The organism is Rossellomorea sp. GCM10028870, assembly GCF_042666755.1.
GTDB lineage: Bacteria > Bacillota > Bacilli > Bacillales > Bacillaceae_B > Rossellomorea.
In genome coordinates this window covers 313549-333351 of the sequence record NZ_JBHTGN010000001.1, presented here as the reverse complement: position 1 = coordinate 333351, position 19803 = coordinate 313549, and the positions used below count along the sequence as shown (strand labels likewise).

Below are 19803 nucleotides of genomic sequence, written 5' to 3'. Positions count from 1 at the left end.
TATTAGGTGTTCTCCTTTCGCATCATGTTATCAGGATATACTCTCTGATGAACTTTGAATTTCACAATTTGTAATGGGTGACGTGCAACATCAAGCTCATTTCCTTTTTCATCCCACATTTTCTCGACGACTTGCGTGAAATTTGAGATTTCAGGTCCGAAAAACTCTATTTCCTGTCCTGTTTTAAAATGGTTTCTTTGTTGCAGGGTGACGATTTGCGTTTCTTCGTCGTAATCTAACACAAGTCCGACAAATTCATAGTTTGTATTTTTCTTATTATGAACACCAAACATTTGCTCCTTAAAGCCAGGAACTCCCTCAAAGAACGCTGGAGCTGTGTCACGATTCGCACATTTGTCCAGTTCTTTCAGCCACTCTTGTTTAATCGTAAAGTTATCGGGATCTTTACAGTATTCGTCAATCACTTTACGGTATACACTTACGACAGTGGCTACATAGTGAATGGACTTCATACGTCCTTCGATTTTCAGGCTGTCAATGCCTAATTCAATCATTCTCGGAATTGATTCAACCAGCTTTAAATCTTTCGGACTCATGGCAAAAGGAGCATCACCGTTGTCGTAAAGAGGATTTTCATTCTCTCCGTCGACTTCATATAAATCATAATCCCAACGGCATGATTGACAGCACCCGCCACGATTTGAATCACGGGCAGTCATATGGTTACTTAATGTACAGCGGCCGGAGTAGGCAATGCACATAGCTCCATGAATAAAGGTCTCAATTTCAATATCCACCTTTTCCTTCATCTCTCGGATTTCGTCGCCGCTTGCTTCACGGGCCAATACAACACGATCAAGTCCTTCTTCTTTCCAGAACTGGACTGCCTTCCAGTTTGAAAGTGACTGCTGGGTACTTAAATGTACCTCCACATTCGGAGCGACTCTCCTGCATGTCTCAATGATGAGGGGATCTGCTACAATAATACCCGCGACTCCCGCTTCTTGAAGTCCACGTAAGTATTCTTCCAGGCCATCCATATTTTCATTATGGGCATAGATATTGGTTGTCACATATATTTTGGCACCATAAACCCTTGCAAACTCAACGCCCTCTTTCATCTCTTCAAGGGTGAAGTTCCCGGCATTTGAACGCAGGCCGTATTCCTGTCCGCCAATATAGACTGCATCTGCACCGTAATGAACAGCTATTTTCAATTTTTCCAGATTACCAGCAGGAGCCAGTAGTTCAGGTTTCTTCACAATGACACGCTTTCCATCTACCATCTTGGATATAGGGTTTTTCACAACCGTGGTCATCGTAACTCCTCCGTTCTGATCAAACATGATTTCATTGTTAATACACCGTTTCTTTAAAAAAGAATCCCGTATCCAGTGGACGATTTTCCGGTTGCAGCTTCTTCGCTCCTTCTAGAAAATCGTCTTTTTTCTCTTCATATTGATCTTCGTCTTCTACACATAGATCAATGGCTTTACGATATAGTTTCGTCACTTCCAATATATAGTCTGATGATTTCAGAACCCCATCGATTTTGAAGGAGTCAATGCCTGCCTCGACCATTTCACCCAGTTCATCGACGATGCACATATCATTCGGACTCATAATATGAGTGCCGTTCTCATCCTCATAGATTGGGTATTTATTATGACGTTCTTCATCGTGCAGGAACATATTTCGTTGTTCTTTACGGTTTTCAATCTCCATCGCCTTTCCTCTATACTCAAAATAGTTACCAAGTAAAGAGCGTTTTGATTGGAACATGCAGGTCATACCGTGGACCTGGACCTCGATTTCAACCTCTGCATTCTCTTTCATCTCCACAATGGTATCCATGCTTAATTCCCTGGCCAAAACAGCGCGTTTCGCCCCTTTTCTGCCCCAGTAATTACACGTGTACCAATTGGTGGCAGTTGTTTCGGTATTCCAATGCAGCTTCATCTCAGGTGCCACTTCACGTACAGCCATTAACACAGCCGGATCACCGAACACTATCGCATCCGCACCGGCTCCTTTTAGAAAGGAAATATAGTCGTCAAGCTCAGAAATTTTATCATTATGGAAAAGAGCGTTCATGGCTACGTACACTTTCTTACCGTGTTTGTGAGCAACTTTGATGGCTTCTCGAACATCTTCTCTTGAAAACTCTCCCGCAAGCCTTAAGCCATACCTTTGTTCACCAATCATAAACGCATCTGCCCCCGCCAATGCCAACGGTTCAATATCAGCAACAGAGACAGGGGTTACAAGTAATTCTGGTTTTTTCATGAGCGCTCACCTCTTTTTTTACTGATGGCAATACCGTCTCCTACGGGTAAAATACTCGTATTAAATTGCTCATGGGTCATGAGCCATGTATTATAATTCCGTAGTTTCTTGACCATGTTTCGAATTCTTTTCTGCTCTACCTCTTCTTGAGCAACAAGTCCTTTGAACAGGACATTGTCAGAGTAAACGACCCCTTCTTCTGACAGCATACTGGAGTAAAGTTCAAAGAATTTAAGGTATTGTCCCTTGGCCGCATCGATGAATATCGCATCAAAAGGCCCGTGTTTCTTCACTTCTTCCCCAAGTTCCAGGGCATCACCGAATAAAGTAACAATCCTCTTTCCGTCCTCTGAGCGAGACAGAAAGCTCTGAGCTGCGTCGAATCTTCCTTCGTCACGTTCAAGGGTCACAACTGTCGAGTGGGGAAGAGCCTCCGCCATTCTGAGAGCAGAATATCCGATAGCCGTTCCGATTTCCAAGATGCGCTTCGGCTGTTGGATCCTTAACATCCCAAGGAGTGCTTCAATGCCCACCAGCTCCATAATGGGAACATTATGGACTTCAGCATATTGTTCCATCTCTGCAATTAATGCAGGACGTTCTTTCACGATTGATTCTATATAATGAATAACCTGTTCGTTCATATATAAGCCTCACGATCATTATCATAAATGGTCCCGGGTTACGATTCTTTCTCAGACAACATGAAAAGAAGAAAGCTACAATGAGCTTTCTACTTCACACACATCTTCATAAAGATAACGCCCGTATAAAAAATAACTTGTACTATTTTATCACATAGAGAAGAGGAAAGCGAATCTTTCTTTCCTCTTCTCACCCCGCTATTCTTCTTTGTTTGTAATGTACTTCGCCTTTTTCTCATTATGCTCTTCTAATGTTTCAGAATAATAAACGGATCCATTGGAAGAAGCCAGGAAATAGTAATACTCTGTATCCTCCGGTTCTAAAGCCGCTTCAATCGAAGACACACCGGCGTTCGCGATCGGACCGGGCGGTAACCCCTTCACTCTATATGTGTTATAAGGTGAATCCACTTCAAGATCTTTGTATACGGTTCTATCTTTATGCTTCCCTAATGCATAAAGCACCGTTGGATCGGTTTGAAGGGGCATATCCTCTTCTATACGATTATAGAATACACTTGAGATTTTTCCTCTGTCCGCTTTTTCTGTTGCTTCTTCTTCAATGAGGGAAGATAACGTCAGAAGCTCATGGGCCGTGTATTCCCTATCTGCCATCGCTCCCTCATATTGAGCGAGGACTTCGTTCGTTTGTGCAATCATCTTCGTTAAGATTGCTTCTAAGGAAGGCTTCTTCTCATAGAAAGGGTATGTCGCGGGATATAGATATCCTTCTAACGGACGTTTAATTTTTTTATTTAATATTTCATCAGTTATCAGTGCCGGATATTCCTGTTTTAATTGCTCGAGCCATTTCTTATCATTTAATTTTTTTTCAATTTCTTCTTTCTCATAAGGGGACTTATCAGCTATGATCTCAGCGATTTGATCTAATTGAAGTCCCTCAGGTATGGTAATCTTAAACTCTGCTTTTCTCATTACCTTCCCTGTTTTTAAACTATTAACAATTTCATTTAACGTCATGGAAGGTGTCAAGTCATAGGAACCTGCCTGAAAACCGGATTCATTATTAAATTTTACATAGTATTTAAAGATCGTTGAATTCTTGACAATTCCTTTTTCCTCCAAAATGTTTCCGATGGAAGTAACTCCAGAGCCTATAGGTATTTCGACTTTCACTGGATTAGTGTTGTCCGGATCGACGGGTTTTAATGCTGAATTCACATAAAGGTATCCACCGATGGCCGTTCCTCCAATAACGATGACAAGACAAAGAATGACAAGACCTACTATTTTTCTAATGACCTTAGCCTCCTCTTGTCTCTCCAGCAGTTTTTTCATAAGCGTTTCTTTTATGTTTTTATTTTTTTCCAAAGCTATATTTCCCCCTTTCGAGCAAAAAAAGGGATATCCGTTGGGCGTAATTCGACATCATCTTCACTATTATACAATATTTTGCACAAAGTGAAACAGGGACCTGCAAAAAGGTGAATTTTTTGTCCCTTTTTGCGGTCCCTGTTTCGTATGAAAAATTAACGCTTATTCAGCTTCTTCTTCTTCGTCTAAGAAAGTGTTTAACATTTCTTCGATCATGTCCCACTCTTCTTCTGTTTCAATCGGCTTTAATTCGCCTTCTTGGCCTTCGTCTCCCGGAAGGAATGCAGACGCGTGGATTTCGATTTCTTCTTCGTCGTTCTCATCTGCTCCCAGTGGATAATATAGTACATAAGATTTTCCGAATTTATCTGATTCAAACGTGAAAAGAACCTCGCATAATTGTTCATTTCCTTGTTCGTCAACTACTGTAATTTGTTTTTCTCCGTGTTCCATGAACATTCACCTCATTATTTTTGGCTGTCAAGATATCCTTGAAGGATCATCATCGCAGCCATTTTATCAATTACTTTCTTACGTTTCTTCCTACTTACATCGGCTTCTAAAAGGACTCGTTCCGCTGCCATTGTACTTAGTCGCTCATCCCAATATTTAACGGGAAGGGATAATTCCTGATGAATTAACTCTCCATAAGCTTTAGACGCTTCACCCCGGGGACCAATTGAGTTGTTCATATTTTTAGGCAATCCGACTACAACTGTGTCCACTTGGTATTCCTCGGCAAGTTCCTTTAATCGGTCGATCCGGAACACACCTTGATCTTCGTCAATCTTAATCGTTTCAATCCCTTGAGCGGTCCAACCAAGCTCATCGCTAATTGCGACTCCCACTGTTTTAGAACCGACGTCTAAACCCATTACGCGCATGTATTATCCCTCTTTGTGCTGTTTCAAATACGATTTGACTAATTCTTCGATGATCTCATCACGTTCTAAACGGCGGATGATATTTCTGGCATCTTGATGTCTAGGAATGTAAGCAGGATCTCCAGATAATAAGTACCCTACGATTTGATTGATCGGGTTGTACCCTTTTTCTTGAAGAGCATCATGAACCTGCAGGAGTACTTCCTTCACGTCATGTTCGAACGGCTCCTCTGAAAAATCAAACCGCATCGTTTTGTCAAAAGAACTCATTTTTAGCACCTCTCTTCAGGCTTGTCTTTTTGACAACCGAATTGTTAATCGTTACCTACATTGTACACCACTTTAACAAGGAGTTAAATGGATTTGACCCATTCTTCTACAAATTGCAGGGCTTCTTCCACTTTTTCCGGGTGTTTACCCCCGGCTTGAGCCATGTCCGGACGGCCACCGCCTCCACCACCACAGCGTGAAGCTACCTCTTTAACAAGTTTTCCAGCATGATATCCTTTTTCGACTAAGTCCTTCGTAACTCCTGCAATGATCGTAACTTTGTCGTCACCAGTTGTTGCCAATACAATAACCCCTGAGCCCAATTTCTGTTTAAGATCATCCATCATTGTACGTAATCCATTGCTATCTCCCACAGCCACCTTCGCGGAAAGAACATTCACCCCGTCAATGACTTTGACTTGATCCGTTAAGCTGCCTGCTTCTATGTTAGACAACTTTGCGGATAATGATTCATTTTCTCTCTGAAGCTCTTTCATTTCAACTAATAAAGAGTCCACTCGGTTGACGACTTCTTTAGGATTCGCTTTAAGTTTGCCTGCTACTTCCTTCAGTTGAGTAACCTGATCATTCAACACTTTGTAAGCATTCTCCGCTGTAACAGCTTCAATCCTTCTCGTACCTGCTCCGATCCCACCTTCTGAAAGAATTTTAAATAACCCGATTTCAGACGTGTTCGAAACATGGCAACCACCACAAAGCTCTAAGCTATACTCTCCAATCGATACAACGCGAACCTCTTCGCCGTATTTTTCTCCGAATAAAGCCATCGCTCCCATCGCTTTTGCCTCTGATAGTGATTTAAGAGCTGTGTTAACTGAAATAGCCTTCCAGACCTTCTCATTGACGATGGTTTCGATTCGCTCAATCTCTTCCTGGGAAACAGAACCGAAATGAGAGAAGTCGAATCGCAGACGGTCTGGTTCCACCAAAGAACCTGCCTGATTGACATGATCTCCAAGGACATCTTTCAATGCCTGATGAAGGATATGCGTCGCCGTGTGGTTCTTCTCCACTTTTGTTCTGGATTCACGGGACACTTTTGCAAGCACCTGTGCATTTTGCTCTAGTGTGCCCTCTTCAACGATGGCAGAATGAAGGTTTTGGCCGTTAGGGGCTTTCTTCACGTTTGTCACAAATACTTTCACGCCCATAGCTTCAATGTATCCTTTATCGCCGATTTGTCCTCCGCTCTCTGCATAGAAAGGTGTCTGGTCCAGAATAAATTGGCATTCCTGTCCTTTATCGACTTTCGGCTGACGTTCATTATCAACCAACAGTTCAAGAATTGTAGCAGTCGTTTCTAATGTGTCATATCCTACAAAGCGACTTTCTACCGTGATGTCACTTAGGATTCCTCCTTGCACTTGCATGCTGCCCACATCCTGGCGAGCCGACCTCGCTCTTTTACGCTGACCTTCCATTTCTCTTTCAAAACCGTCATGATCAACCGTCAATCCTTCTTCTTCTGCATATTCTTCCGTTAATTCAACCGGGAAACCGTACGTATCATACAGACGGAAGACATCTTCACCAGGAATCACTTTATTCCCAGCAGATTTTTGTACCTTGATAATAGAAGAAAGAATAGCCAACCCTTCGTTTAAAGTTTCATGGAAGCGATCCTCTTCATTTTTCACCACTTTTTGAATGAATTCCGCTTTTTGTTTCACTTCCGGGTAGAAATCAACCATGATTTCAGAAACAACCGGAACCAATTCATACATGAACGGACGATTGATTTCAATTTGCTTCGCAAATCGAACCGCACGGCGAAGCAGTCTTCTTAATACATAGCCACGGCCTTCGTTGGAAGGAAGGGCTCCGTCACCGATTGCGAAGGAAACCGTTCTGATATGATCGGCAATGACTTTGAAAGCTACATCGATCTCGCTGTTTTTCCCGTATGACTTACCGGAAATCTCTTCGGTTGCAGAAATGATCGGCATAAATAAATCTGTATCAAAGTTTGTTGGTACTTCTTGTACGACACATGCCATACGTTCAAGTCCCATACCGGTATCAATATTTTTCTTGGGAAGCGGAGTATACGTTCCATCAGGGTTATGATTGAATTGTGAGAACACAAGATTCCATACCTCAAGATAACGATCATTCTCTCCACCAGGATATAATTCAGGGTCTTCAGGACTTTCCCCATATTCCGGTCCGCGATCGTAGAAAATTTCTGTATTCGGGCCGCTTGGACCTTCACCGATATCCCAGAAGTTCCCTTCAATACGAATGATTCGTTCAGCAGGTACGCCTACTTTTTTGTTCCAGATATCAAATGCTTCATGATCTTCAGGGTGAATGGTAACGGAAAGCTTCTCGGGATCAAACCCGATCCATTTTTCATCGGTTAAAAATTCCCATGCCCATTCAATCGCTTCAACTTTAAAATATTCACCAATGGAGAAGTTACCCAGCATTTCAAAAAACGTGTGATGACGTGCTGTTTTCCCTACATTTTCGATGTCATTTGTGCGAATGGACTTTTGAGCATTCACGATTCTTGGATTCTGAGGAATGACACGTCCATCAAAATACTTCTTTAATGTAGCTACTCCACTATTGATCCATAAAAGGGACGGATCTTCATGCGGAACTAATGATGCACTCGGTTCAACACCATGCCCTTTTTCCTGAAAGAAATCTAAAAACTTTTGACGAATTTCTGCGCCTGTTAATTTGTTCATGTAAAACTTCCTCCTTCATTGATTATGTATGGTTAAAAATGAATACAAAAAAGCCCTCATCCCTAAAACAGGGACGAGAGCTAACTCGCGGTACCACCCTGGTTATGAACAAAGAAAGTGCAGGCTTAGAGGCTCGTAGTTCCTTGTTGCCTCTCAGGAAGCCTATTCGCATTTCTCTATTGTTCATCCCTCAAAACACCTTAACGCGGATAGACGGCAGGTTTTACCTGCACTCAGGATTAGCATTCGGTTATCCTTCATCTGGAATCCCTTGCAGCCTGGGGAATCCCTCTCTGATAGATGGACTATAACGTACTCGATCCTTCATTGCTTTCATTTTATACGAATACTTGTATATGTTGGATTATAGAAATATTCACTGTATTTGTCAATGTTGATTCTTATTTTTTCAGTTAATCTCCCCCTGCTGCATGAATGAAATGGGTTCGTCCATGTAAAATCGCTACTTTTACCACAGCTAAAAAAGGCACTGCCACAATCATGCCGATCACACCCCCTACTTCACCACCAATGATAAGGGCAGCCATAATAAACAGTGGATGCATATGAAGGCTTTTTCCGACAATGAGGGGCGATAAGATATTCCCCTCCAGGAATTGGAGAACTACGACCATGATGACGACATATATCATCATATTGACAGAGATCGTACTTGCCACAATGGCAGCTGGAACCGCTCCGATAATCGGTCCGAAATAGGGTATTACATTGGTTACTCCAATGATCAATCCGAGGATCAAGGGATACTTCATACCGATTAACCAGAGTGTTAATGCTGAAAGTCCCCCAATGATCAAACAAACTAAAAGCTGTCCCCGGATATAACCTCCCAGCGATTCATCCACATCCCTTGAAAATGAAATCGCGCTGTTCCTCCATTTTTTAGGGGTAAGCTGCCACAGGAATTTTTTCACTTTCGTAATATCCTTTAATAAATAAAAAGATACAAAGGGAATGATTGCAACAAGCAGAAAGCTGTTCATAAACTTCATCACAGTGGCCAGAACGACTGCGACAAGCCCCGTCAACCAGGCTTCGATCCCGTCAATTCTTTCCTCTAATTGAGATTGTATTCCGTCTGGCCAAGTGGAGGTCTCGCTTTGCACATAGTCCAGCCACCTCTGGTATTGTTTTGTAAAAAGTGGCGCATTCTCTGATAAATCTTTCAGCTGATGTATGATGATCGGAGTCCCCTTATAGACCGCGTACCCTAATCCTCCAAAGAAAAGGATGTAGATGAGCATGATCGCTATTCCTCTATGAATGCCCGCCTCATGGATTTTTTCTACTATTGGATGAAGCAAATAGGCAATGAATCCCCCTATCAGGAAGGGTAGAAGCGAAAAGAACAATACTTCCAGGACCGGATGCCATACAGGCTTTAATAAGTAGAGAATATATAGGAATAAAGCAAGAATAAGAGCTATTGAAAGTCGGTACAACCATTTGGCATAGGGTCTCTTTTCCATTATTAACACCTCCTTCTCTTCTTCCCTAGTGTTGGAATGTAGGAGGGTATTTTATTCATTGGACATAAACAAAAGCATGATGGGAGACTAGGGCATATCTGGAACTAAATCGGTGGGGATGTAAGGAGCGAGAGTCTTTTCGCTGATATATCGGGAATTCCGCTGATAAAAGTGGGATTTCGCTGATAAAACAAAAATTCCGCTGATATCCAAATAGCAGCTGCTTATATCAATAAAGATTTAGTGATTTTTCTTTGTATCTAAGTTCCTTCATATGAAAAACCAGGAAAATAAAAAAAGACTGACCCGAAAGTCAGCCTTTTTAGCTGTTAAAAAAGTTTCTTTACTTGTTTACGAATTCGTTTCATTTGTCTTTGGTTCATCATATTGGATCTTTGTGAATAGATGGAAGCCGCAATTCCTGCTCCAAAACCAACGATGGATGCAAATGTTTTGTTCAAGAAAGACACCTCTTCCTAGCTTAGTCGGCGTTCTTCCTCATCAAACAAGTCGTCTAAGGAGCTCAGTGATCCATCCTCTTCCACTTGATGAGTATGAATGACTCCCTTTGACAAGGAAAGCTCTATATAGCAACCCCAACAATAATATTGGTTGATGCCGATCTTTCCAATATCTTTGCTCTGACAATTTGGACACTTCATCGGTAAGGTTCACCTCTATTACACCAAACCTGGTGTGTATTCCCTACCATCATGACCAATCCGAGCCCGTTTTATACTTGTTCAATGAGAATATCCGCCCAAACGATGTTTAATCACCGTTCTTATATAGTGTGGGATATTTTCTTGATTTCATAAGGAGTAACCTTTTCCAAAGCACCCACCTAAATTTACTTATTCGATTTTCAAGATGTTGCCTGCTCACTTACTTCCTTCACATAATCAACCTCAAACCCCAGATCTTCAAGCATTTGGTGATCTGCTGTGCCTTCCTGGCCGGCTGTCGTTAAGTAATCACCAACGAAAATCGAGTTAGCCGGATAAAGTCCAAGTGGCTGTAAACTGCGCAGATTCACTTCCCGTCCCCCTGAAATACGGATCTCTTTAGTCGGGTTGATGAAACGCATTAAACAAAGAACCTTCAAACAATATCTCGGATCGAGGTCGTTTGTTCCTTCAAGAGGTGTACCATCTATAGCATGCAAGAAGTTCACGGGAATGGAGTCGGCATCCAGCACCTTTAAACTGCGGGACATATCAACCACATCCTGCAATGTCTCTTTCATGCCGACTATGATTCCGGAACAGGGAGAAATCCCTTGTGCTTTCGCTTGTTCAACGGTATTCACCCTGTCTTCATAGGTATGGGAAGTGGTGATGTTTTCATGATGGTTCTCTGAAGTATTGATGTTATGGTTATAACGGTCCACCCCTGCTTCCTTTAACCGTTTCGCCTGATCTTCTTTTAATAAGCCTAAACATGCACATACTTTTAAGTTATACTGCTCTTTGATTTCCTTTACTGCCGAAACCACATGATCGACTTCACGATTGCTCGGGCCCCTTCCACTCGCCACAATACAATATGTTCCCACATTTAGCTGATGAGCATTTTGGGCTCCTTTTAATATTGTCTCTTTATCCACCATACGATATTTCTCGATCGGAGCATTTGAAACAATGGACTGTGAACAATAGCCGCAGTTTTCAGGGCATAAACCTGATTTCGTATTGATGATCATATTTAATTTCACTTTGTTTCCATAATAATGTTTTCGAATCAGGTAAGCGCTATGCAATAATTCCAGAAGCTCGTCATCCGGACTTTGTAAAATCGATAAAGCCTCTTCATTTGTGATTTCTTCTCCCTCAATCACTCCAAGTGCCAGTTCCTTCCACGTTTTCATGTGAAATTCCTCCCCTTTTATGCCGCTCTTTTTATATTCTTAAATGTACTCTTTGACAGGACCGATTTCTCAAGGCGATGAGCCATCATTCCAGCACACACGGCTAATATGATATCCTTCGGTAAAGGTACCACCATCCAGGCCCATGCAAGTTTATATGTAAATCCTTCAGGAGCTGCAGCCCAAAGTTTGTACGCTGCATACATCCAGTTCGTACCGACCACATAATTGACAGTCATCCCGACTAGAGCCGCGAAAATGTAGACCTTGATTCCTTTATGTTTTTCTACGATTTTACCTGTAATGTATGCTGTAAGAATAAACGAAACGATAAATCCGAATGTCGGGCTCACAATAGAGGATAATCCTGCTCCAAATCGTGCAAATACCGGAACACCCACGAGTCCCACCAGTGCGTACACTGTCATGGAAATGGCCCCGACCCTGCTTCCAAGAATCGCTCCAGCTAAAATGGCGAAGAACGTTTGTAACGTAATGGGAACACCGCCCACTACCATAAAAGGTACGAATGTCGTGATGTTGGCACCTATCGCCATAAGTGCAACAAACATCCCTGCCAGTGTAAGATCGATTGTCCTTAATTTTCTGTTCATCTGTCTTCCCCCATCTGTCTTTTTTCTACAAGATAAGGATATCGCTTTCTTTAAATATATGTCAACTTTATTTTGTTTTAAGTTAACAATTATCATGATCATTAATGGCAATAACCAATAGAAAAAGGTCAACGAAGGAATAATTTCTACAGGAGAAATATTCATTCGTTGACCTTATGCTTTCATGAAATCATAGGGACTGATGCCTTCCATTCCAATCATTGGATCCTCATTCAGCAAGATTTCTTCAATGGGTAAACCTTCTTCAGGAGAAACTGCCGTGTTTTCTGCAGCGGTTAAACCGTTCAGTTTCTCGCTTAGGGTCGTTTTGCGGAGAAAATCATCTTCCCTCTCTACTCCAAGGGTAAAAGCATCAAGCTCCCCACAAAGTATGAGGAATTGCTTGCTCCTGGTAATGGCAGTGTAAAGAAGATTTCTTCTCAGCATCCGATAATAGCTTTTCACGACAGGTAAGATCACAATGGGAAACTCACTTCCTTGTGACTTATGGATCGAGCAGCAATACGCATGGGTAATTTGCATGAGATCTTGCCTCGTATAGGTGACCTCATTTCCCTCATATGAAACAATGATCATATCTTGCTTCTCGGTGTTTTCCTTCGCATAAAAGATCGAGACGATTTCACCGATATCCCCGTTGAAAACATTGTTTTCAGGTTGATTGACAAGTTGAAGAACCTTATCCCCAATACGATATTTCACATCTCCAAAGGCGATCTCTTTCCGGGTACCGTCATTGCTATTGAAAATTTCCTGAAGAAGCTCATTCAATCGGTCGATACCTGCAGGGCCTCGATACATAGGAGCTAGGACCTGTATATCCTTTGGGGAGTACCCTTTTTTCTTCGCGTTCTCAACGACTTTTTGAACGACTTCGGATATTTGATTGGTTCTGCATGGGAAGAAGGATCGATCCTTTTGCTGTTTGGTCAGGTCTTGAGGTACCTGTCCCCTTTTCATATAATGAGCAAGTTCAATAATGGAGGAGCCCTCTTCCTGTCTATAAATATCCGTTAACCTGACTGTTGGCACCACTTCCGATTTCAATAGGTCCTTTAGTACCTGGCCAGGACCGACAGACGGTAATTGATCCTCATCCCCGACAAGTATCACTTGAATATCCTCAGGCAGGGCCTTCAATAATTGATGGGCAAGCCACGTGTCGACCATGGACACTTCATCCACAATTAACAACTTTCCTTCAATCGCCCGTTCTTCATCACTCTTAAATCCTTCTTGACCGTTCCAGCCTAAAAGTCGGTGAATCGTCATGGCAGGGAGGCCCGTGGATTCTGTCATGCGCTTTGCCGCTCGACCAGTCGGGGCTGTCAGTAAGACAGGAAAGGGTTCATCCTTGTAATCCTTGGGATCCAAGGAGCAGCCATGGAGATCCGCAAACAGCTCCACAATCCCCTGAATGACGGTCGTCTTACCGGTTCCGGGTCCTCCGGTTAACAGAAGCATGGGGGACATCAACGCTGTTTCGATGGCTTCTTTTTGTGAAGGTGCGTATTGAACTCCCAGTCGGTCCTCCAGTGCTCCAAGTGATAGAAGAAATTCGGATTGAGGAAATTGATCTTTATATTGGGTTTGAGACAAAATCTTTTCAATGTTTGTCACGATTCCTTTTTCAGAGAAGTAAAGAGAAGGAACATATACCTTTGTGCCTTCTCCAATGACTTTACCCTCTTCCTCCAAGGAAACCAGTTGACTGGATATTTCAGTGTAATCGACCTTTTCGGGCTGACTTTTCTCAAGCAGCTCCTTCACCGTAACAATGAGTACTTCTGCTTCGAGATACACATGCCCCTGCTTCACACATGTTTGCTCAAGGGTGTATAAACAGCCTGCTTTGATCCGGTCGGGATGACTGCCTGTCAACCCGATCTTAGAACCAATCTCATCGGCCCGGGTAAAGCCGATTCCTTCAATATCTTCCACAAGCTTATAAGGATTATTTTGAATGATTTCAAGTGCCTGCTCTTTATAGGCTTGATAGACCTTCATGGAAATTTGGGGTCCAAATCCCAGGTCGTTCAGCATGATCATGACCCGCTCCAAGCCTTGATGCTCGGAAAGCGTATCATAAATACTTTTCGCCTTTTCCTTTGGAAGCTTTGGAATTTCATCCAGCAGGCTTGGATTTTCGAGTATTTTGGTTATGGCGTTTTCCCCGATATGCTCCACTATCTTCTCAGCTGTTTTTTTCCCGATTCCTTTAAATAAATCACTTGATAAATAATGGACGACACCTTGTGTGGTTTGTGGGATTTCTTTCTTGAAATGCTTTGCATGAAACTGCATGCCAAACTTTGGGTGATCTTGAAACCTCCCATAAAACACGTAGGTCTCATCTTCATGAATCTTAGGAAAATTCCCGGTTACGACCGCTTCTTTGTCTTCATAAGTATCATTCGTTTCGTCCACCCGGATCCGGACGACGGTATAGAGATTTTCCTCATTATGAAAAATCGTGACAAGATGCCTTCCTTTTATATAGATTTCTTCCTCACCAAACAGCTTTAAAGAATCTTGCTGGCTCAAATCAGTGAACCCCCTAACTATTCACTTTGTTCATTTTTCAGCTTTTCGATCATCTTGATGCCATAACCCGCCAGCATATGATCTGGTTGAACTTCGATTGCTTTGTTGAAATACATCAGTGCCGTATTTGCATCATCCTTATGACCTGCAAAGGCAACCCCTAAGTTGTAGTAAGCATCTGCGTGAGTTGGATCTGCTTCCACTACTTGAGATAATTGCGCAATCGCTTCTTCGTATGCTTCAACCTTCGCTAAGCATAGACCTAACTGGAAGCGCGCCTCTGTATCCTCTTCATTCAGTTCGACACTTCGTTGCAAGTAAGGAAGAGCCAGTCTCGGCTGCTCTAATTGGAACAGGCTGACTCCGAGCATAAAGTAGACATCGGCATTCTCCATTCCCTTTGAAACAGCTTTTTCAAATTGATCCTTTGCTTCATCAAAGTTATTCTCGTTAAAGTACAGGTTCCCCAGGGAATAATAGGCTGCCCCTGCATTCTCATCGATTGAGATTGCACGTTCAAAAAATTTCTTCGCCTTTTCGTTGTCACCAACCGACATGAGTACGTTCCCAAAATTTATATACCCTACCGGATCCTTTGGATTTTCTTCAATGGCTTCTGTAAAAAGTTTGACAGCCTCTTCTACTTTTCCTTCTTGCAATAACTCAATTCCTTTTAAATTCTTATCCAATTCAAACACCTCTATATTTTCTTTATTTATGTATGCAAGCTGAGTAATGATTTTCTCACTTATCGTTACTAGTATAACATACGGGACTTTCAATTTCGGTATCGATCAATGATGAAAAAAGGACTGAGAGAGGAGAGTTTGCACATCTCTTCTTCTCAGTCCTTTGGTCAGTGTTACCCTACATAGGTAAGTTTTTTCTCATCTTTGTAAATGGTATCGATCGTTCCTCCACCCAGACACTCATCACCATTGTAGAAAACAACCGCTTGTCCTGGTGTGACAGCACGGATGGGCTCGTCAAAGATGACTTTCACCTTACCATCTTCTAAAGGAATGACCGTTACGTTGTTATCATCCTGACGGTAACGGAATTTTGCCGTGCAGGCGAATTCAGCCGGTTTCTCACCATTCGAGGTCCAGTGAACATCCGTTGCGAGAATGGAATCTGAATAAAGGGCGGGATGCTCAAAGCTTTGACCTACATAGAGCACGTTTCTTTCAAGGTCCTTCCCGATGGCGAACCAAGGCTCTCCGGCCCCACCTATACCCAGTCCATGGCGTTGGCCAATCGTATAGTACATCAATCCATCGTGTTTTCCCATCACTTTACCGTCTAATGTTTCCATCGTTCCTGGTTGGGCAGGTAAATAGTTGCTCAAGAAATCTTTGAAGTTGCGTTCACCGATGAAGCAAATCCCCGTACTGTCTTTCTTGGCAGCAGTCGCAAGGCCCGCTTCCTTAGCAATTTCCCTAACCTTTTTCTTGTCGATGCCGCCTAGGGGGAACATCACTTTTTCAAGTTGCTCCTGCCCTAACTGATTGAGGAAGTACGTTTGATCCTTATTGTTGTCGACACCGCGGAGCATCTTGTATTCTCCATCACGGTATTCAACCTGTGCATAGTGGCCGGTTGCCAGATAATCTGCACCAAGTTTCAGTGCATGATCAAGGAATGCTTTGAACTTAATTTCTTTATTACACATCACATCCGGGTTTGGTGTTCTTCCAGCTTTATATTCGTCAAGGAAATACGTAAACACTTTATCCCAGTATTGTTTTTCAAAATTCACAGCGTAGTAAGGAATACCAATTTGGTTACATACTCGAATCACATCGTTGTAATCTTCAGTTGCCGTACATACTCCGTTTTCATCGGTATCATCCCAGTTTTTCATGAAAATCCCGATGACTTCGTAGCCTTGCTGCTTTAATAATAATGCGGCTACGGAAGAATCCACTCCACCAGACATTCCAACGACTACTCTCGTATCCTTTGGTTCTTTTTTCACTAACGCCACCTCCTTATTCCTTCATTCGTCCAATTGAGACGAACATATTAAGATGTTAGACGTTTTACAATTTTTGCGACTTCATGGGCAGTCCAGACAATTTGTTCCTTCGTATTGCCCTGACCAAAGCTGAAACGAATGGAGTTCCTTGTATTCTCAGACTGACTTCCAAACATCGCGACTAGTACATGCGAAGGCTCTATAGATCCAGCTGTGCAAGCAGAACCGCTTGATACAGCGATACCTGACATATCTAAATTCACCAGCATAGACTCAACATCCGTGCCAGGAAAGCTTAAGTTTAGCACATGGGGTAATCCATACTCAAGAGATCCGTTCTCCTCAAAGGCAATGTCTGCGCCGGCTAAGGTTTCTTTCAGTAAGACCTTGAAACCAGAGTACTTGGAAATTTTCTCTTCTATCGCATTTTGAGCAATTTCTACTGCCTTTCCCAGTCCAACAATGGCTGGGACGTTTTCTGTACCGGCACGGCGTTTTCTTTCCTGCTCTCCGCCGTATAATCCAGGCTGCAGATCCATGTTTTTGTGTAAATAAAGGAATCCGATCCCTTTCGGACCATTGATCTTATGGCCTGAAACTGAAAGCAAATCAACCCCGAGCTCTTTCACATCGATTTCTGTTAATCCGAAAGCTTGTACAGCATCAGTATGAAAATAAGCTTGATGATCCTGCAGAAGTTTTCCAATCTCTTTAATCGGCTGGATCGTCCCCACCTCATTATTCCCAAACATGATCGTAACGAGGATCGTATCGTCGCGAAGTTCCTTTTGCAGTTCCTCCACCGATATCCTGCCTTTACGATCTACTGGCAGGTACGTCACCTCAAACCCTTTGGACTCTAAGAATTTACATGCATGTAAAACAGCATGATGCTCTGTTTGTGTGGTTATGATGTGATTCCCTTTACCTTTATTCGCTTCGGCTGAACCGATAATGGCTAAATTATCCGCTTCCGTTCCACCGCTTGTAAAAATGATTTCATTGTAATCTGCATGGATACTTTGAGCAATGATGGTTCGTGCATGATCGACAAGATGACGTGATGCACGGCCAAACGAATGAATGCTCGATGGATTACCAAAGGTCTCCCTCATCACTGAAGTCATTTCTTCAATCACTTCAGGATGCATGGGGGACGTTGCAGCATGATCCAAATACACTCTTTCCATTATAGTAACCTCCTAGATATAGAACATGTATGCATCTGATTCACCATCATCAGAATGACTGGCTAAATCTTCTATCGTTGTATTGTCGAGCACTTCTTTCACGGCATCACGAATGCGGATCCAAAGCTCACGTTTTGCCGGTTCTTCATCTTCAATCCCTTCGACGGGACTGATAGGCCCTTCAAGGATCCGGATAATATCCCCAGCTGTAATTTCAGATGGCTCATGTCCTAAGACATACCCGCCGTATGCTCCCCGGATGCTTCTTACAAGTCCTCCGTTACGCAGGGGAGCCACCAGCTGCTCAAGATAATGTTCCGAGAGCTCATGCTGCTGCGCGATCGTTTTAAGTGAAGTCGGACCTTCACCATGGCGTTTTGCTAATTCAATCATAATCGTTAAACCGTATCGGCCTTTAGTAGATATCTTCATGTCCAGCACCTCTAATATATTTAATAACGTTACAATCATAAATGAGTCGTATCTTTCTTCTATATTGACTTTTGTTATTATAGCATATCCTTCCTCTCACTGTGAAAAGGGCGTCTTCATTCACTTCCCTCCTTTTTCCCAGCCACAATATTTCCTTATGAGAACCTCCTATGATAAAGTGAATCTAACTAGAACGTCAGTTTGGAGAGATGTTTCATGTCGATTAAACCACTTGCCTTTAAGATGAGACCCAGAACCATTGATGAAATCATCGGACAGCAGCATTTAGTTGGAGAAGGAAAGATCATAGACAGGATGGTAAAAGCAAAACAGCTTTCTTCCATGATCTTATATGGTCCACCCGGGATTGGAAAAACGTCCATCGCGAGCGCCATTGCCGGAAGTACGAAATACCGGTTTAAGACCCTGAATGCCGTAACCAATAATAAAAAAGATATTCAAATCGTAGCGGAAGAAGCCAAAATGTCGGGAAAAGTAATTCTTCTATTAGATGAGGTTCATCGCTTGGATAAAGGAAAGCAGGATTTTCTCCTTCCTTATTTAGAGAACGGGATGATCACCCTAATTGGGGCAACAACAAGCAATCCCTATCATGCGATCAATCCAGCCATACGAAGCAGATGCCAAATTTTTGAACTAAAGCCCCTTTCCATTGATGAAATGAAAGTCGCCTTGAATCGAGCCATTGAAGATAGAGAACGTGGATTAGGGGAGTATTCACTTGATGTGACCGACGAAGCGATTGAACATTTTGCGAGCAGCAGCTTCGGGGATGTCAGAAGTTCCTTGAATGCTTTGGAATTGGCGGTTCTGTCCACTTCACCGGATGAGGACGGGGTCATTCGCATCGATGTAAGCATTGCGGAAGAATGCCTTCAAAAGAAAAGCTTTTCTCACGATAAAGATGGAGATGCCCATTATGATGTCGTAAGTGCCTTTCAGAAGTCGATTCGTGGAAGTGACGTGAATGCCGCTCTTCACTATTTAGGCAGACTCGTTGAAGCCGGGGATCTTCCAAGCATCGCCCGCAGACTATTGGTGATTGCCTATGAAGATATCGGCCTTGCCAATCCTCAAGCAGGACCAAGAACATTGGCGGCAGTCGAAACTGCTGAGAAAATCGGATTTCCAGAAGCGAGAATCCCGTTAGCCAACGCAATCATCGAACTTTGTCTCTCACCTAAATCGAACTCGGCGATCACGGCCATCGACCTGGCACTCGGTGATATCCGTAAAGGAAAAAGCGGCGAGGTTCCGGATCACTTAAAAGATGCTCACTATCAAGGCGCCAAAGAACTTGGAAGAGGAATCGAATACAAGTATCCACACAGCTATGAATCAGGATGGGTACCGCAAACCTATTTACCTGACAAATTAAAAAATGCTAACTACTATACTCCAAAATCGACTGGGAAATTTGAACAGGCGATTGCCCAGGTGTATGAAAAGATTAATAAGCAGATGAAATAACAAAGCCGGAGGCGGCTCGTTCAGAGGCGACAAGCATAAGACGAACCTGCCGGAAAGGCGCGCTTTTTGCCTTTTTGGC

At 42.7% G+C, this 19803-nt stretch carries 19 protein-coding genes and 1 other annotated feature; of the genes, 1 reads left to right on the top strand and 18 read right to left on the bottom strand.

Annotation, left to right across the window (positions count from 1 at the left end; genetic code table 11):
- Positions 1–2: 2 nt before the first annotated feature.
- From ACFQWC_RS01650 to cymR, 18 genes are all read right to left on the bottom strand, one after another.
- Positions 3–1280 carry a peptidase U32 family protein gene (locus ACFQWC_RS01650; RefSeq protein ID WP_299738606.1) on the bottom strand — a complete coding sequence of 426 codons (1278 nt, stop codon included), beginning with the start codon at positions 1278–1280 and terminating at the stop codon, positions 3–5.
- Between the two features lie 37 nt (positions 1281–1317).
- Positions 1318–2247 carry a peptidase U32 family protein gene (locus ACFQWC_RS01645; RefSeq protein WP_377105777.1) on the bottom strand — a complete coding sequence of 310 codons (930 nt, stop codon included), beginning with the start codon at positions 2245–2247 and terminating at the stop codon, positions 1318–1320.
- Positions 2244–2891, bottom strand: coding sequence for an O-methyltransferase (locus ACFQWC_RS01640; protein ID WP_377105775.1), 648 nt, complete (start codon positions 2889–2891; stop codon positions 2244–2246). The genes ACFQWC_RS01645 and ACFQWC_RS01640 overlap by 4 nt, the downstream gene beginning before the upstream one ends.
- A 198-nt stretch (positions 2892–3089) precedes the next feature.
- Complete coding sequence (gene mltG / locus ACFQWC_RS01635) at positions 3090–4229, bottom strand: endolytic transglycosylase MltG (protein ID WP_299739642.1); 1140 nt, start codon at positions 4227–4229, stop codon at positions 3090–3092.
- Between the two features lie 159 nt (positions 4230–4388).
- Entirely contained in the window at positions 4389–4679 is a 291-nt protein-coding gene (locus ACFQWC_RS01630) for a DUF1292 domain-containing protein (protein ID WP_299738614.1), read from the bottom strand.
- Between the two features lie 14 nt (positions 4680–4693).
- A complete protein-coding gene (gene ruvX / locus ACFQWC_RS01625) occupies positions 4694–5110 on the bottom strand; it encodes a Holliday junction resolvase RuvX (RefSeq protein WP_299738615.1) in 417 nt (138 codons plus the stop codon).
- Between the two features lie 3 nt (positions 5111–5113).
- A complete protein-coding gene (locus tag ACFQWC_RS01620; RefSeq protein WP_034757362.1) occupies positions 5114–5380 on the bottom strand; it encodes an IreB family regulatory phosphoprotein in 267 nt (88 codons plus the stop codon).
- A gap of 83 nt (positions 5381–5463) precedes the next feature.
- Positions 5464–8097, bottom strand: coding sequence for an alanine--tRNA ligase (gene alaS / locus ACFQWC_RS01615; protein ID WP_377105772.1), 2634 nt, complete (start codon positions 8095–8097; stop codon positions 5464–5466).
- Between the two features lie 66 nt (positions 8098–8163).
- Positions 8164–8434: a binding site (T-box leader), on the bottom strand.
- A 76-nt stretch (positions 8435–8510) separates the two neighbouring features.
- Complete coding sequence (locus ACFQWC_RS01610) at positions 8511–9587, bottom strand: AI-2E family transporter (RefSeq protein WP_341356614.1); 1077 nt, start codon at positions 9585–9587, stop codon at positions 8511–8513.
- 329 nt (positions 9588–9916) lie between these two features.
- On the bottom strand, positions 9917–10057 hold the full coding sequence (locus ACFQWC_RS01605) for a YrzQ family protein (protein ID WP_113971292.1): 141 nt from the start codon (positions 10055–10057) through the stop codon (positions 9917–9919).
- 6 nt (positions 10058–10063) lie between these two features.
- Positions 10064–10249, bottom strand: a complete 186-nt coding sequence (locus tag ACFQWC_RS01600) for a hypothetical protein (RefSeq protein ID WP_034757353.1) — start codon at positions 10247–10249, stop codon at positions 10064–10066.
- 203 nt (positions 10250–10452) lie between these two features.
- Positions 10453–11454 carry a biotin synthase BioB gene (gene bioB / locus ACFQWC_RS01595; RefSeq protein WP_299738631.1) on the bottom strand — a complete coding sequence of 334 codons (1002 nt, stop codon included), beginning with the start codon at positions 11452–11454 and terminating at the stop codon, positions 10453–10455.
- 17 nt (positions 11455–11471) lie between these two features.
- The gene (locus ACFQWC_RS01590; protein WP_341356615.1) at positions 11472–12068 is read right to left on the bottom strand and encodes a biotin transporter BioY; all 597 of its coding nucleotides are present in this window, start codon (positions 12066–12068) and stop codon (positions 11472–11474) included.
- Between the two features lie 174 nt (positions 12069–12242).
- The gene (gene recD2, locus ACFQWC_RS01585; RefSeq protein ID WP_377105768.1) at positions 12243–14633 is read right to left on the bottom strand and encodes an SF1B family DNA helicase RecD2; all 2391 of its coding nucleotides are present in this window, start codon (positions 14631–14633) and stop codon (positions 12243–12245) included.
- A gap of 17 nt (positions 14634–14650) precedes the next feature.
- Complete coding sequence (locus tag ACFQWC_RS01580; RefSeq protein WP_299738637.1) at positions 14651–15322, bottom strand: tetratricopeptide repeat protein; 672 nt, start codon at positions 15320–15322, stop codon at positions 14651–14653.
- 173 nt (positions 15323–15495) lie between these two features.
- On the bottom strand, positions 15496–16611 hold the full coding sequence (gene mnmA, locus ACFQWC_RS01575; RefSeq protein WP_299738639.1) for a tRNA 2-thiouridine(34) synthase MnmA: 1116 nt from the start codon (positions 16609–16611) through the stop codon (positions 15496–15498).
- A gap of 47 nt (positions 16612–16658) precedes the next feature.
- Complete coding sequence (locus ACFQWC_RS01570; RefSeq protein WP_299738641.1) at positions 16659–17801, bottom strand: cysteine desulfurase family protein; 1143 nt, start codon at positions 17799–17801, stop codon at positions 16659–16661.
- A gap of 12 nt (positions 17802–17813) precedes the next feature.
- Positions 17814–18233, bottom strand: a complete 420-nt coding sequence (gene cymR, locus ACFQWC_RS01565; protein WP_044339554.1) for a cysteine metabolism transcriptional regulator CymR — start codon at positions 18231–18233, stop codon at positions 17814–17816.
- A 216-nt stretch (positions 18234–18449) separates the two neighbouring features.
- On the opposite strand from cymR, the gene ACFQWC_RS01560 reads away from it, so the two are divergent.
- Positions 18450–19724 carry a replication-associated recombination protein A gene (locus ACFQWC_RS01560; RefSeq protein WP_299738645.1) on the top strand — a complete coding sequence of 425 codons (1275 nt, stop codon included), beginning with the start codon at positions 18450–18452 and terminating at the stop codon, positions 19722–19724.
- Positions 19725–19803: the final 79 nt, after the last annotated feature.